The organism is Streptomyces sp. NPDC002088 (assembly GCF_040296605.1).
Classification (GTDB): domain Bacteria; phylum Actinomycetota; class Actinomycetes; order Streptomycetales; family Streptomycetaceae; genus Streptomyces.
The window spans coordinates 48,813-62,710 of sequence record NZ_JBEOXO010000012.1 but is presented as its reverse complement, the minus strand read 5'-3'; the positions used below and the strand labels follow the sequence as shown (position 1 = coordinate 62,710).

At 71.4% G+C, this 13,898-nt stretch carries 10 protein-coding genes; 6 read left to right on the top strand and 4 right to left on the bottom strand.

Features of this window, described 5'->3' with window-relative positions:
* Positions 1–16: 16 nt before the first annotated feature.
* Positions 17–1,441, bottom strand: coding sequence for an MFS transporter (locus ABT114_RS25050; protein ID WP_351145086.1), 1,425 nt, complete (start codon positions 1,439–1,441; stop codon positions 17–19).
* A 365-nt stretch (positions 1,442–1,806) separates the two neighbouring features.
* On the opposite strand from ABT114_RS25050, the gene ABT114_RS25045 reads away from it, so the two are divergent.
* The 3 genes from ABT114_RS25045 to ABT114_RS25035 all read left to right on the top strand — a co-directional run bounded on the left by ABT114_RS25045 (position 1,807) and on the right by ABT114_RS25035 (position 7,190).
* Positions 1,807–2,736, top strand: coding sequence for a DUF3027 domain-containing protein (locus tag ABT114_RS25045; RefSeq protein WP_351145085.1), 930 nt, complete (start codon positions 1,807–1,809; stop codon positions 2,734–2,736).
* A 253-nt stretch (positions 2,737–2,989) separates the two neighbouring features.
* Positions 2,990–6,115 carry a sacsin N-terminal ATP-binding-like domain-containing protein gene (locus ABT114_RS25040; protein ID WP_351145084.1) on the top strand — a complete coding sequence of 1,042 codons (3,126 nt, stop codon included), beginning with the start codon at positions 2,990–2,992 and terminating at the stop codon, positions 6,113–6,115.
* 199 nt (positions 6,116–6,314) lie between these two features.
* Positions 6,315–7,190 (top strand): DUF5707 domain-containing protein, encoded by an 876-nt coding sequence (locus ABT114_RS25035; protein ID WP_351145083.1) that lies wholly within the window; start codon positions 6,315–6,317, stop codon positions 7,188–7,190.
* 26 nt (positions 7,191–7,216) lie between these two features.
* Here ABT114_RS25035 and ABT114_RS25030 read toward each other — a convergent pair whose 3' ends face one another.
* Entirely contained in the window at positions 7,217–9,613 is a 2,397-nt protein-coding gene (locus ABT114_RS25030) for an HAD-IC family P-type ATPase (RefSeq protein WP_351145082.1), read from the bottom strand.
* A gap of 119 nt (positions 9,614–9,732) precedes the next feature.
* The gene (locus ABT114_RS25025) at positions 9,733–9,999 is read right to left on the bottom strand and encodes a DUF2530 domain-containing protein (protein ID WP_351145081.1); all 267 of its coding nucleotides are present in this window, start codon (positions 9,997–9,999) and stop codon (positions 9,733–9,735) included.
* A 240-nt stretch (positions 10,000–10,239) separates the two neighbouring features.
* On the opposite strand from ABT114_RS25025, the gene ABT114_RS25020 reads away from it, so the two are divergent.
* On the top strand, positions 10,240–11,691 hold the full coding sequence (locus ABT114_RS25020) for an NCS2 family permease (protein WP_351145080.1): 1,452 nt from the start codon (positions 10,240–10,242) through the stop codon (positions 11,689–11,691).
* A 32-nt stretch (positions 11,692–11,723) separates the two neighbouring features.
* Here ABT114_RS25020 and ABT114_RS25015 read toward each other — a convergent pair whose 3' ends face one another.
* Positions 11,724–11,912, bottom strand: coding sequence for a ribbon-helix-helix protein, CopG family (locus ABT114_RS25015; protein ID WP_351145079.1), 189 nt, complete (start codon positions 11,910–11,912; stop codon positions 11,724–11,726).
* A 149-nt stretch (positions 11,913–12,061) separates the two neighbouring features.
* On the opposite strand from ABT114_RS25015, the gene ABT114_RS25010 reads away from it, so the two are divergent.
* Both ABT114_RS25010 and ABT114_RS25005 read left to right on the top strand, forming a co-directional pair.
* Positions 12,062–12,499, top strand: a complete 438-nt coding sequence (locus ABT114_RS25010; protein ID WP_351145078.1) for a MarR family winged helix-turn-helix transcriptional regulator — start codon at positions 12,062–12,064, stop codon at positions 12,497–12,499.
* 27 nt (positions 12,500–12,526) lie between these two features.
* Positions 12,527–13,876 carry an MFS transporter gene (locus ABT114_RS25005; protein WP_502988377.1) on the top strand — a complete coding sequence of 450 codons (1,350 nt, stop codon included), beginning with the start codon at positions 12,527–12,529 and terminating at the stop codon, positions 13,874–13,876.
* Positions 13,877–13,898: the final 22 nt, after the last annotated feature.

Here is a 13,898-nt window from a genome sequence, read left to right as displayed (position 1 = left end):
CAGTCGCGGCCCGACGTCACGCCAGTTTCGTGCGGCGCGCGCCTCCGTGCCGTGCCGAGGCCAGCAGTCCGCGCACGGTCGCCAGCCAGCCGACGGCCACGATGGCGGCGCCCACCGCGAGGCCCAGCGAGCCGTTGAGCGGCATCACGATCCCCACCGCGCCGCCGAACACCCAGGACACCTGGAGCAGCGTCTCGGAGCGCGCGAACGCCGACGTACGGACCAGCTCGGGCACGTCCCGCTGGATCAGCGCGTCCAGCGACAGTTTGGCCAGCGCCTGCGCGAACCCGGCGACCGCGGCCAGGCAGGCCACCAGGAACGCCCCGAAGAACACCGCGGCCGTGATCGCCGTGCCCAGCACGAACGCGACGACCGTGACGATGATGATCTCCGGGGCCCGTGACCTGAGCCATGCCCCGACCGCCGTACCGAGCGCGTTGCCCGCGCCCGCCGAGACGCCGACTATCCCCAGCGACACGGCCGCGCTCTCGCCGGTCAGCGGATGCTCGCGCAGCAGGAACGCCAGGAAGAAGATCAGGAAGCCGGTCAGACAGCGCACCGAGGCGTTTGCGCCCAGGGCGTGGATGACGGCCGGCCCGACGGTCCGCAGACCGGGGCGCTTGACCGGTCGCAGATGCGGCCCGTGCAGGTGTGCCTCGTCCGAGGCCAGCAGCGCGGTGTCCTCGCCCTTGGCCGAGTCGACCTTCGGCGGCAGCGAGAACGACAGGAACGTCCCAGCGACGAAGATCACAAAGGCGCCGTAGAGCGGCCAGCGCGGTCCGAGCGCGTGCAGCCCCGCTCCGATCGGCGCGGCGACACCGGTCGCGAGCAGCCCGCCGAGGGTGACCCGTGAGTTCGCCTTCACCAGGGAGAACCCCGGCGGCAGGAGCCGTGGCACGACCGCGCTTCGGACGACCCCGTACGCCTTCGACGCGACGAGCACGCCGAGCGCGGCCGGATACATCTCGATGCTGCCGGTGGTGACCGCCCCGGACAGCACCAGTGCCAGCAGCGCGCGGGCGAGCATCGCGCCCGCCATGGCCGCGCGGCGGCCGTGCGGCACGCGGTCCAGGAGGGGGCCGATCACGGGCGCGAGGACCGTGAAGGGTGCCATCGTGATCGCCAGGTAGAGCGCGACGCGGCCACGCGCCTCGTCGGTCGGCACGGAGAAGAACACCGTCGAGGCGAGGGCGACGGTGATCATGACGTCGCCGGCGCCGTTCACGCCGTGCAGTTCGATCAGCTTGCCGAGGCCGGACTCGCCGGCGCCGTGCGCGTGCGTGGCCTTGCGGATGCCGCGGGCGGTGCCGGTGAACGGGAAGTGCAGGGCACGGCCGACCACGCGGACGGACCCGCGAACCCGGCCCGAACCGCCACCTCGTCTGCTGCCCCTGACCCCACCGATCCTGGTGGTGCCCTGGGTCGACCTCGCGGCTGCCACGACGTCATAGTGCCCCGATAAAGCTGTGCGTAGTGCGGTTACCGCGCGTATGGGCGTGCACTTTGTGACTGAACGGCACGGTCGGGTGGCCGGGAAGTGGCCGGCGAGCAGCGCGAAACATCACCGTGAGGCGGCGAAGAGTCCCGTCGGTGTAGGCCAACCGCACGCGAGCAGGTAGCGTGCGTAGCGCGTCGTGGCGAACGTTCTCGGCCGCGCGCCTCTCGGACATCCCGCAGAATGGATGACGTAGGTGCGCCCGAGCGCGTCGGGCGCGGACGTCGACGCGGCCCTCCGGTCCGCTCCGTTCGCCCTGCCGCCTTCAGGCCGGCGCACCCGAGAGACGGCGTAGGAGAGAAGCGATACCTGTGAGCGCAGCGACAACGCGAAGCCGCACCCCCGACCGCCTGTGCGCCGAGGCGATCGACCTCGCCCGCGCCGCCGCCGAGGAGGCTGCCGCGCCAGGCGTGGTCGGCGAGCACGTGGGGCTGGTGTCCGAGGGCGACCGTGTTGTCACGCACTTCTTCGGGTGCAAGGAACTCGGGTACCGGGGCTGGCGCTGGGCCGTGACCGTGGCCCGGGCGTCGCGCGCCAAGGTCGTCACCCTCGACGAGGTGGTCCTGCTGCCAGGGCCCGACGCGGTGCTGGCGCCGGAGTGGGTGCCGTGGAGCGAGCGGCTCCGCCCCGGGGACATGGGCCCCGGTGACCTCCTCCCGACCGAGGCCGACGATCTCCGTCTGGAGCCGGGCTACTCCGGCGAGGACGAGCCCCCGCCGAACGCGCCCGTTTCGCACGAGATGGCCGAGCTGGTGGAGGCGGAGGACGCGGAGGTCACGTCCGGGCCGCCGGCGAGCCTGCCCATCGCGCCCTCCCGCGGTTCTCTCGCCGCGGTGGCCGAGGAGCTCGGCATGCGCCGGGCGCGGGTCCTGTCCCGGTACGGCCTGCACACCGGCGCCGACCGCTGGGAAGAGGCGTTCGGGCCGAAGACCCCCATGGCTCAGGCGGCTCCCGCGGCCTGCGTGAGCTGCGGCTTCCTGGTGGCGATCGGCGGCTCCCTCGGGCAGGCGTTCGGCATCTGCGCCAACGAGTTCTCCCCGGCCGACGGCCGGGTCGTCTCCCTCTCCTACGGCTGCGGCGGCCACTCCGAGGCCGCGGTCATGCCGAAGCCGCCCCGCCCGGCCGAGCCGGTGATCGACGAGACGCGGGTGGACCCCTTCCCGCTGCGCCCGGCACCGGATTCGGGGTCGGTACCGGCGGTGACGGCGGACGAGGAGACGGCGGAGCTGGGGCACTCGTAGGTCTGCGGGTGCGTCGGGCTCGGGCAGGAGCTTCTTTCGCCCCCGCCCCCGCCCCCGCCGCCCCGGCCCGTCCCGTCCTCGGGGGCTGCCGCCCCCGGACCCCTGCTTCGGCCTGAACGGCCGCGTCCTCGATCGCCGGACCGGCTGGATGATGCGGACCGGTGCTGAAAAGTCGCGGCGGGAATCCGGCGCGGCGGAGCCGGGCTCGACCTCGCGGTACCTTCGACCTCACGGCGATGAGGAGAGTGGGAACGTGAGCAAGTTCGTGCGGCCGGCACCCGAGGGCGCGGACCCCTTCGGAACGGCCCGTCTGCGCCGCGGCGTACTCGACGCCTGGGCCACCAGCCCCGCTCGCTTCCGCGAGGACGCCAACGCCGAGGAGGACCTCGTCCTCGGCGGCTACCGCGACCGGCTCGTCGTCGAGCTCGCCCAGAACGCCGCCGACGCCGCGGCCCGCGCGGGCGTACCCGGCCGCCTCCGCCTCACCCTCCGCGACGGCGTCCTCGCCGCCGCCAACACCGGCGCCCCCCTGGACGCGGCCGGCGTCGAGTCGCTGTCCACCCTGCGCGCCTCCGCGAAACGCGGCGCCCACGACACCGCGGTCGGCCGCTTCGGTGTCGGTTTCGCCGCCGTCCTCGCCGTCACCGACGAACCCGCGGTTCTCGCCCGCCACGGCGGCGTCCGCTGGTCCCTCGCCGAGGCCCGCGAGCTGGCCGCCGACACGGCCCGCCACAGCCCCGGCCTCGGCGACGAGATCCGCCGCCGGGACGGTCACGTCCCCCTGCTGCGCCTGCCGTTCCCCGCCGAGGGCACCGCCCCCGACCCGTACGACACGGTCGTCGTCCTCCCGCTGCGTGACGCGGCCGCCGCCGACCTCGCCGAACGCCTCCTCGACGCCGTCGACGACGCCCTCCTCCTCGCCCTGCCCGGCCTGGAGGAAGTCGTGGTCGATATCGGCGAGGGCAGCCCCCGCACGCTGCTCCGCCGCACCGACGACGTCCACACCGTCGTGCAGGACTCCCGCGAGGGCACCACCCGCTGGCGCACCGTCGCCGCCCACGGCCCCCTCACCCCGGACCTGCTCGCCGACCGCCCCGTGGAGGAGCGCCTGCGCCCCCACTGGTCGCTCACCTGGGCCGTGCCCGTGGCCGGGGACGGCAGCCCCGCCTACCCCCGCACCAGCCCCTTCGTCCACGCCCCCACCCCCAGCGACGAGCCCCTCGGCGTCCCCGCCCTGCTCATCGCCTCCCTGCCGCTGGACACCACCCGCCGCCACGCCGCGCCCGGCCCGCTGACCGACTTCCTCGTGCAGCGCGCGGCCGACGCGTACACCGAACTCCTCGCCGGCTGGCGCCCGGTGAGCGAGGACATCATCGACCTCGTGCCCGGCCCGCTCGGCAAGGGCGAACTCGACGGCGCACTGCGCCAGGCGATCCTCGAACGCCTGCCCCGCACGGCCTTCCTGCCGCCCGCGGTCGAACCGGACGACACCCCCGACTCCGAGCTTTTGGAGGTCCTGCGCCCCCGTGACGCCGAAGTCGTCGAGGGCGCCGGCGGCGACACCGTCCGGGTCCTCGCCGAGGTGCTGCCCACGCTCCTGCCCGCCGGCCTGGAACGCCGCGTCGAGCTGCGCACGCTGGGCGTCGCCCGGGTCCCGCTCGCCGACGCGATCGACCGGCTGGCCGGCCTGGAGAAGGAGCCCGACTGGTGGCGGCGGCTGTACGACAGCCTCGCCGGGGTCGACCCCGACCGGCTCTCCGGCCTGCCCGTGCCGCTCGCGGACGGGCGTACGGCCGTCGGCCCCCGGCAGGTGCTGCTGCCCACCCCGGACGGCGCCCGTATCGACCCCGAGGTGCTCGCCCGGCTCGGCCTCAAGGTCGCCCACCCGGACGCCGCCCACCCCCTCCTGGAGAAGCTCGGCGCGCTGCCCGCCACGCCCCGCGCCGTCCTCACCACCCCCCAGGTCCGCGCCGCCGTCGCCGCCTCCCTCGACGACGAGGGCGGAGCGTGGGAGGAGGACACCCTGGACGCCGAGGAACTGGCCGACACCGTCCTCGGGCTCGTACGGGACGCGGGTCTCGAACCCTGCGAGGAACCCTGGCTCGGCGCCCTCGCCCTCTCCGACGAGGACGGTGAACTCGCCCCCGCCGGTGAACTCGTGCTGCCCGGCAGCGCCTTCGCGCAGGTGATGCGCGAGGACGAACTGGCCTTCGTCGAAGCCGAACTGGCCGAGAAGTGGGGCGAGCAGCCGCTGGCCGCCTGCGGCGTGCTCGCCGGTTTCGCCCTCGTCCGTGCCGAGGACATCGTCCTCGACCCCGACGAACTGGAGCCCCGCGAAGGGGACTTCGCCGAACCCGACGACGCCGGTCTGCTGGACGCCGTGGACGTGTGGTGCGAGGACATCCTCGACCGGTTCCCGGACACCCCGGTGCCGCCCGTCGCCACCGAACTCGTCGCCGTACGCGACCTCGACCTCGTCGACGACGACCGCTGGCCGCAGGCCCTCGCCCTGCTCGCCCAGCCGCCGCTGCGCGACGCGCTCATCCAGCCCCTGCGGATCCTGCTGCCCGACGGCACCCACGAGGTCGTACGGCCGTACACGGCCTGGTGGCTGCGCGGGCACCCGGTGATCGACGGCCGCCGCCCGGCCGGCCTGCTCGCCGCCGGCGGGGACCCGCTCCTGCGCGGCCTGTACGACGAGGCCGACGCGACCGGATTCGACGACGAGCAGGTGCTGCGGGCGCTCGGCGTACGCACCTCCGTGGCCGCGCTGCTCGACGAGCCCGGCGGCGCCGCCGAACTGCTCGACCGGCTCGCCGACCCGGACCGCGCCGTCACCGCCGCCCAACTGCACGGCCTCTACAGCGCGTTGGCCGATCTGGACCCCGAACAGGTCACTCTGCCGGACGAGGTGCGGGCGGTCGTCGACGGGCGGGTGGAGGTCGTGGACGCGGCCGACGCCGTGGTCGTCGACTCGCCCGACCTGCTGCCCTTCACCGAGGGCGTCCCCCTGCTGCCGGTCCGCCCGGCGCGGGCCGCCCAGCTGGCCGAGCTGTTCCAGGTGCGACGGCTGAGCGAGTCCGTCACCGGTGGGGTGGACTCCGAGGGCGCCGAGCACGACGTACCGGATTCGGTGCGGGTGCTGCTCGGGCCGCGGACCCCTCAGGAGTACGTCGAGCACGAGGAGCTCGTCGTCGACGGCGTGGAGATCGACTGGCGGCTCACCGCCGACGGTGTCCTGCACGCCTCGACCCTGGAGGGCGTCGCCGCCGGACTCGCCTGGGCGGCCGGTCAGTGGCCGCGCCGGTTCGAGGTGGCGGCGCTGCTCGAAGACGCGTCGCGGACGGAGGAGCTGGCGCGCGACCGCTGGTTCGACTGATCCGGTCGGTCCGGTCGGTCCCGTCGATCTCTCCGAGATCGCTGATTCGCACGAAAGTTTCACTGGTCGTACAACCAATCGCTTGCGTCACGCATCTGATCACGTGAGTCAAAAGACTCCACGATCCATCGGGCCCCGTCGTCCTCACGAGCCGTGCGCGAAGACGGACGGTGGGGCCCATCTCCTACCGGGGGAGCGCATGCGCATCCGAGCCACCGTGGCCGCCGTCACCGGCGCCCTCGCCCTGTCCGCCCTCGCCGTGCCCGCCGCACAGGCCGGCACGCAGAGCGACACGGGCCTGTCCAAGCCGTCCGCCGCCGAGCGCTTCGGCGTCTCGTCGGCCAAGTCGGGACTCCGTGCGTCGGTCACCGCGGACGACGCCGAGCTGCCGACGGTCTCCAAGGTCACGGTCAACTCCAGCAAGTACATCGTCGTCGGCACGACCTACGCGAAGACCTTCTCCGTGTCGGTGACCGCGAGCCACTCCACCGGCATCGCCGACGCCTACATCGACCTGTGGCACGGCACGAACGTCGAAGACGGCCTCGACGGTCTGCTGATGCCCAACCAGGACGCGGCCACCTGCACCGCGGCCAACGCCACCACGTCGACCTGCAAGCTCACCATCACGGCCGCGCCCGGCTCCGACCTGTACAAGAACGCGCTGGCCGGCACCTGGCACGTGACGGTGGGTGTGCTCGCCGGTGACGGCACCAACGTCTACTGGAACGACTACCAGACGACCCAGCACGTCCAGCGCAACTCGACGCTGACGGTCAACGCCTCGCCGGAGCCGGTGACGAAGGGCAAGACCATCACGGTCACGGGCAAGCTGGCCCGCGCCAACTGGGAGACCTTCAAGTACGCGGGCTACACCGTCCAGCCGGTGAAGCTGCAGTTCCGTAAGAAGGGCTCCAACACCTACACCACCATCAAGACCATCAAGACCAACTCGACGGGCAACCTGAGCACCACGGTCAAGGCCTCCGTCGACGGCTACTTCCGCTACAGCTTCGCGGGCACCTCGACGACCCCGGCGATCACCACCGCCGGCGACTTCGTCGACGTGAAGTAAGCAGCCCAGCAGCACGCGCGGTACCGCTACGCGGGAAAGCGGCGGTCGACCCACTTCCACAGCAGTTCCAGGGTGACCGCCGCCACCGCCGCGATGCCCACCGCGCCCCACGGCATCTCCATCCCCACCAGCTTCAGTGCGAAGAAGTGCTGGAGCCACGGCACGACCAGCACCAGCAGGAAGGCCGCGCCCATCGAGGCGACCAGGGCGATCCGCCACCAGGTGTAGGGGCGGGCGATGATCACCAGTACCCACATCGAGATCAGGAACAGGGTCAGGGTGGCCGCGCTCGTCTCGGCGTCCAGCGCGCCCGTGCCGGTGTAGTGGTGCCGGGCGATCAGGTACATCGCGAAGGTCGCCACTCCTGCCACGACCCCGCCCGGGATCGAGTACCGCATGACCCGGCGGACGAAGTGGGGTCTGGCGCGTTCCTTGTTGGGGGCGAGGGCGAGGAAGAAGGCCGGGACGCCGATGGTCAGGGTGGACAGCAGGGTCAGGTGCCGGGGCAGGAAGGGGTACTCGACCCGCCAGCACACCACCAGCACGGCCAGCAGGACCGAGTAGACGGTCTTCACCAGGAAGAGCGTGGCCACGCGGGTGATGTTGCCGATGACCCGCCGCCCCTCGGCGACCACCGAGGGCAGCGTGGCGAAGCTGTTGTTCAGCAGCACGATCTGGGCGACGGCCCGGGTGGCCTCGGAGCCGGACCCCATCGCCACGCCGATGTCGGCGTCCTTCAGGGCGAGCACGTCGTTGACGCCGTCGCCGGTCATCGCGACCGTGTGGCCGCGGTGCTGGAGGGCGCCCACCATGTCCCGCTTCTGCTGCGGGGTGACCCGTCCGAACACCGTGCCCTCGTCGAGGGCACGCGCCATGTCCTCCTTGCCGGTGGGCAGCCGGCGTGCGTCGAGGGTGGTACCGGTGAGCCCGAGCTTGCCCGCGACCGCCCCGACGGACACCGCGTTGTCGCCGGAGATGACCTTGGCGTGGACGTCCTGCTCGGCGAAGTAGCGCAGCGTGTCGGCCGCGTCCGGGCGCAGCCGCTGTTCCAGTACGACGAGGGCGGCGGGCCTGGCGCCCTTGGCCACGTCGGGACCGTCGAGGTCGCGCTCGGCCCGGGCGAGCAGCAGCACCCGTAGCCCCTCCTCGTTGAGCCGCACGGTCTCGGCGAGGGCGGGGTCGCCGTCGGTCAGCAGGACGTCGGGCGCCCCCAGCAGCCACGTACTGGACTCCCCGTCCCCCTCGCTGAAGGAGGCGCCGCTGTACTTGCGGGTGGAGGAGAAGGGCAGGGACTCGGTGCAGCGCCACTCCTCGGCGTCGGGGTAGGCGTCGATGACGGCCTGGAGAGAGGCGTTGGGCCGCGGGTCGGACTCCCCGAGCGCGCCGAGCACTTTTCGTACGTATGCCTCGTCGTGGCCGTCGAGGGTCCGGAGCTCGGTGACGTCCATGCCGCCCTCGGTGAGGGTGCCGGTCTTGTCGAGGCAGACGGTGTCGACGCGGGCGAGGCCCTCGATGGCGGGCAGCTCCTGGACGAGGCACTGTTTTCGGCCAAGCCGGATCACGCCGATGGCGAAGGCGACGGAGGTGAGGAGCACGAGCCCCTCCGGGACCATCGGGACGATGCCGCCGGCCGTCCGCGCGACCGAGTCCTTGAACCCGTGCTGCTTGACGACGAGCTGGCTGATGATCAGGCCGATCGCGGTCGGGACCATCATCCACGTCACGTACTTGAGGATCGTGGAGATGCCGGAGCGCAGCTCGGAGTGGACGAGCGTGAAGCGGGAGGCCTCCTCGGCGAGCTGGGCGGCGTAGGCCTCGCGCCCCACCTTGGTGGCCTTGAAGGCCCCGCCGCCGGCCACGACGAAGCTGCCGGACATGACCTCGTCTCCCGGCCGCTTGACGACCGGGTCGGCCTCACCGGTGAGCAGCGACTCGTCGATCTCCAGCCCGTCGGCCTCGGCGCAGACGCCGTCGACGACCACCTTGTCGCCCGGCCCGATCTCGATCAGATCGTCGAGCACGATCTCCGAGGTGCCGATCTCGACGGCCGTGCCCTGCCGCCGTACGGTCGGCCGGGCCTCCCCGATGAGGGCGAGCGAGTCCAGGGTCTGCTTCGCCCGCCACTCCTGGATGATGCCGATCCCGGTGTTGGCGATGATCACGTACCCGAACAGGCTGTCCTGGAACGGCGCGACGAACAGCATGATCAGCCAGAGCACGCCGATGATCGCGTTGAACCGCGTGAAGACGTTCGCGCGGACGATCTCGCCCAGGGAGCGGCTGCTGCGCACCGGCACGTCGTTGACCTGCCCGCGCGCTATGCGCTCCGCGACCTGGGCCGCGCTCAGCCCGGTCGTCGGAGGCGACGGGAGGGGCACCGGGTGCACGGGATCGAGCTCGGCGCCGGCGTCGATGTGCGTCATACATCGACGGTACGTGCGGATTTGGGGGTTCACCCGCCGAGTGGGTGGAAGATCCGACCAGAGGACGACGGGGGCCCGGTGGATTGATGCGGTGGTTGTAGGCGGGGAGTCCGGCGGTATTACTCGGCCGCTGTCGTCGCTTCCGCCGCCGCCCTCTTGATCGCCGCGTCCCGCTTCCGTACGTACCAGATGCCGATGAGGCCCAGCCCCCCGCCGGCCAGGCAGGTCCACACCCACCACGCATGGCCGCGGTCGTCGAACCAGCCGTAGAACGGCAGCTGCACGAGGAACAGAACGAACCAGACGATCGTGCCGCCGGTGATGGTGGCGACCACGGGGCCCTCCAGGGGCTCGGGCGCCTCGTGCTTGGGGGTCCACTTGGCCATGTACACAGCTTACGAGGCGCTCCGGCGGTACCCGCCCACGCCCGCGGATCCCTTGTGTACCAGCGGTCTACGCGCGGAGATGGCCAATTCGCCTTCATATGTTCATACTGAAACGGTCCGAGTCTGGCTACTTCCATTCGTATGAAACACCAACAGCGGCTTTGGGGGAAACCCGTTGGTGGCCTGGAAGCGGCGAGACTCGATCATGTTCCCCACCCCTTTCACCCCCTGAGGTCCCGCATGTCCACCTCGGCTCCCGCCAAGGTCCCCGCGCCCGAGCAGCCGGGCGCCACGCCCGCGTACGGCGCCCTCGACCGCTACTTCAAGATCTCCGAGCGCGGCAGCACGCTGTCCCGCGAGATCCGCGGCGGTTTCGCCACCTTCTTCGCGATGGCCTACATCATCGTGCTGAACCCGATCATCCTGGGCAGCGCGAAGGACATGTACGGGCACCAGCTCGACAATGGCCAGCTGGTCACGGCGACGGCGCTCACGGCCGCGTTCACCACGCTCCTCATGGGCGTCATCGGCAACGTGCCCATCGCGCTCGCCGCCGGCCTCGGTGTGAACTCCGTCGTCGCGCTCCAGCTCGCCCCGCGGATGTCCTGGCCGGACGCCATGGGCATGGTCGTCCTGGCCGGCTTCGTCGTGATGCTGCTCGTCGCCACCGGTCTGCGCGAGCGCGTCATGAACGCCGTCCCCTACGGCCTGCGCAAGGCCATCGCCATCGGTATCGGCCTGTTCATCATGCTGATCGGCCTGGTCGACTCCGGTTTCATCTCCCGCATCCCGGACGTCGCCCAGACCACGGTCCCGCTCCAGCTGGGCGCCGACGGTCACCTCAACGGCTGGCCGGTGCTTGTCTTCATCGTGGGCGCTCTGCTGACCCTGGCCCTCATCATGCGCAAGGTCTCCGGCGCGATTCTGATCTCGATCGTCGCGATGACCGTCCTCGCGGTCATCATCGACGCGGTCGCGAAGGTGCCGAGCTGGGGCCTGACCACGCCCAAGTGGCCCGGCAACCCCGTCGCCACCCCTGACTTCGGCCTGCTCGGCAAGGTCAGCCTGTTCGGCGGCTTCGACAAGGTCGGCGTCCTGACCGGCATCCTCTTCGTCTTCACGGTCCTGCTGTCGACCTTCTTCGACGCCATGGGCACGATCATGGGCGTCAGCGACGAGGCCAAGCTGACCGACGCGCAGGGCCAGATGCCCGGCATCAACAAGGTCCTCTTCGTCGACGGCATCGCCGTCGCCGCGGGCGGCGCCAGCTCCTCCTCGGCCACCACCTGCTTCGTGGAGTCCACGGCCGGCGTCGGCGAGGGCGCGCGCACCGGCTTCGCGAACGTCATCACCGGCGCGCTGTTCGCCGTGGCCCTGTTCCTGACCCCGGTCGCCACGATGGTCCCCTCCCAGGCGGCCACCCCGGCCCTGCTCGCGGTGGGCTTCCTGATCCTGGCCGGCTCGGTCAAGGAGATCGACTGGGCCGACTTCACCATCGCCATCCCGGCCTTCATCACGATGGTGATGATGCCGTTCACCTACTCGATCACCAACGGCATCGGCATGGGCTTCATCACCTTCGTGGTGCTGCGCCTGGCGGCCGGGCGGGGTCGTGAGATCCCGGCCGCGATGTACGCGGTCGCGGCGGTGTTCGCCTTCTACTACCTCATGCCGGCGCTGGGTCTGACCTGACCGGTGGGGGCGGGTGACCCGACCGCTGTGGGTCACGTGACCCCGTAGAACTTCTCCGTCTCCTCGACGGCGGTCTGGAACCGCTCGTCGAAGTCATTTCGAATGAGCGTCCGGACGACATAGTCCTGGACGCTCATTCCTCTTTTCGCCGCGTGGTGCCGGAGCCTTTCGAGCAGCTCCCCGTCCATCCGCAGGCTGAGCACGCTGGTCCCCATGTCCATGAGAGTCGCGGCACGCTTCGGTGCGGGGCGTCACGTTCCACATGTGGATCACCCATATGAGTGATATTCCGACTGAGTGGCCAGGGTCACGGGCACTGTTGCGCACCCCCCGCTGGTCTTTAGGGAGAGTAATGAGTTACGCTAACGACATGCCGGACCTTAACCATGGCGACGACGCTGCCGCCGTGAACTCCCTGCGATCCGCCGTCATGCGGCTGTCCCGTCGGCTCAAGCACCAGCGAGTCGACGAGTCGCTCAGCCCGACCGAGATGTCGGTGCTGGGCACCCTGTCCCAGTGCGGGAGCGCGACCCCGGGCGAGCTCGCCCGCAAGGAGCACGTCCAGCCGCCGTCGATGACCCGCATCGTCGCGCTGCTCGAGGCCAAGGGACTGGTCCGGCTGGAGCCGCACCCCGAGGACCGGCGCCAGAAGGTCGTCACACAGACCGAACAGGCCACGGAGATGCTCGCGGAGAGCCGCCGCAAGCGGAACGCCTTCCTGGCCACCCTGGTCGAGGGCCTCGACGAGGACGAGTGGGCGAAACTGCGCGCAGCCGCCCCCGTGCTGGAGAAGCTCGCACATCTGTAAAGCACAGCCGCAAGGAGGCGAACCCTTTTGAGTACGGGATCCGGAGCACCTTCCGCCCCCGCACCGACCGCCCACGACACCTCCCCCGGGAGGACCGGCAAGTCCTCGATGTTCAGCTCCCTGAAGATCAGGAACTACCGTCTGTTCTTCGTCGGCCAGGTCGTCTCCAACACCGGCACCTGGATGCAGCGCATCGCACAGGACTGGCTGGTCCTCAGCCTCACCGGCTCCTCCACGGCCGTCGGCTTCACGACGGCCCTGCAGTTCCTGCCGATGCTGCTCTTCGGCCTCTACGGCGGCGTCCTCGTCGACCGCCTCCCCAAGCGCCGCACCCTCCTGTTCACGCAGTCCGCGATGGCCCTCACCGGCCTCGCCCTCGCCTTCCTCACCCTCTCCGGCCACGTCCAGGTCTGGCACGTCTACCTCGCCGCCTTCGTCGTCGGCCTCGCCACGGTCATCGACAACCCGGCCCGCCAGTCCTTCGTCAACGAGATGGTCGGCCGCGACCAGCTGCAGAACGCGGTCAGCCTGAACTCCGCGAACTTCCAGTCCGCCCGGCTGGTCGGCCCCGCCGTCGCGGGCCTCATGATCACCGGCGTGGGCACCGGCTGGGCGTTCCTCGCCAACGGCCTGTCCTTCGTCGCGCCCCTCACGAGCCTGCTGCTGATGCGCGCCCGCGAACTGCGCGTCGTCGAGCGCGCCCCGCGCGGCAAGGGTCAGCTGCGCGAGGGCCTGCACTACGTCGCCGGGCGCCCCGAGCTGATCTGGACGATCGTCCTGATCGGGTTCATCGGCACCTTCGGCTTCAACTTCCCCGTCTACCTCTCGGCCTTCGCCAACGACGTCTTCCACACGGGGGCGGGCTCGTACAGCCTCTTCAACACGCTGATGGCGGTCGGCTCCCTGGTCGGCGCGCTGCTCGCCGCCCGTCGGGGCACGGCCCGGATGCGCGTGCTGGTCGCGGCGGCGGTGCTCTTCGGCACGCTCGAGATCGTCGCGGCCATCGCCCCCTCCCTCTGGCTGTTCGCCCTGCTCATGGCCCCGATCGGCATGTTCGGCATGACGGTCAACGTCACCGCCAACACCAGCGTCCAGATGGCCACCGACCCGGCCATGCGGGGCCGGGTGATGGCCCTGTACATGATGGTGTTCATGGGCGGCTCGCCGGTGGGCGCGCCGATCGCCGGCTGGGTCACGGACACGTACGGCGTCCGCGCCGGCCTCGCGGCGGGCGGCGCCGTCGCGGCCGCCGCGGCCGTCACCATCGGCCTGATCGTGGCCCGCATCGGCGGCCTGCGCCTGTCGGTCGGCTGGAACCACGGCCACCCCCGGGTGGGTTTCGTCCCGCGGGAGCGCGAACTGGCCACGGCGGCCTGAGCGGTGCCCTGGCCCGGCGGGT

Excerpts from the sequence above, each read along its gene's own strand:
- ABT114_RS25035 (WP_351145083.1), top strand. The coding sequence starts at position 6,315 with ATGCGCATCCGAGCCACCGTGGCCGCCGTCACCGGCGCCCTCGCCCTG.
- ABT114_RS25030 (WP_351145082.1), bottom strand. The coding sequence starts at position 9,613 with ATGACGCACATCGACGCCGGCGCCGAGCTCGATCCCGTGCACCCGGTG.
- ABT114_RS25025 (WP_351145081.1), bottom strand. The coding sequence starts at position 9,999 with ATGGCCAAGTGGACCCCCAAGCACGAGGCGCCCGAGCCCCTGGAGGGC.
- ABT114_RS25020 (WP_351145080.1), top strand. The coding sequence starts at position 10,240 with ATGTCCACCTCGGCTCCCGCCAAGGTCCCCGCGCCCGAGCAGCCGGGC.
- ABT114_RS25015 (WP_351145079.1), bottom strand. The coding sequence starts at position 11,912 with ATGGACATGGGGACCAGCGTGCTCAGCCTGCGGATGGACGGGGAGCTG.
- ABT114_RS25010 (WP_351145078.1), top strand. The coding sequence starts at position 12,062 with ATGCCGGACCTTAACCATGGCGACGACGCTGCCGCCGTGAACTCCCTG.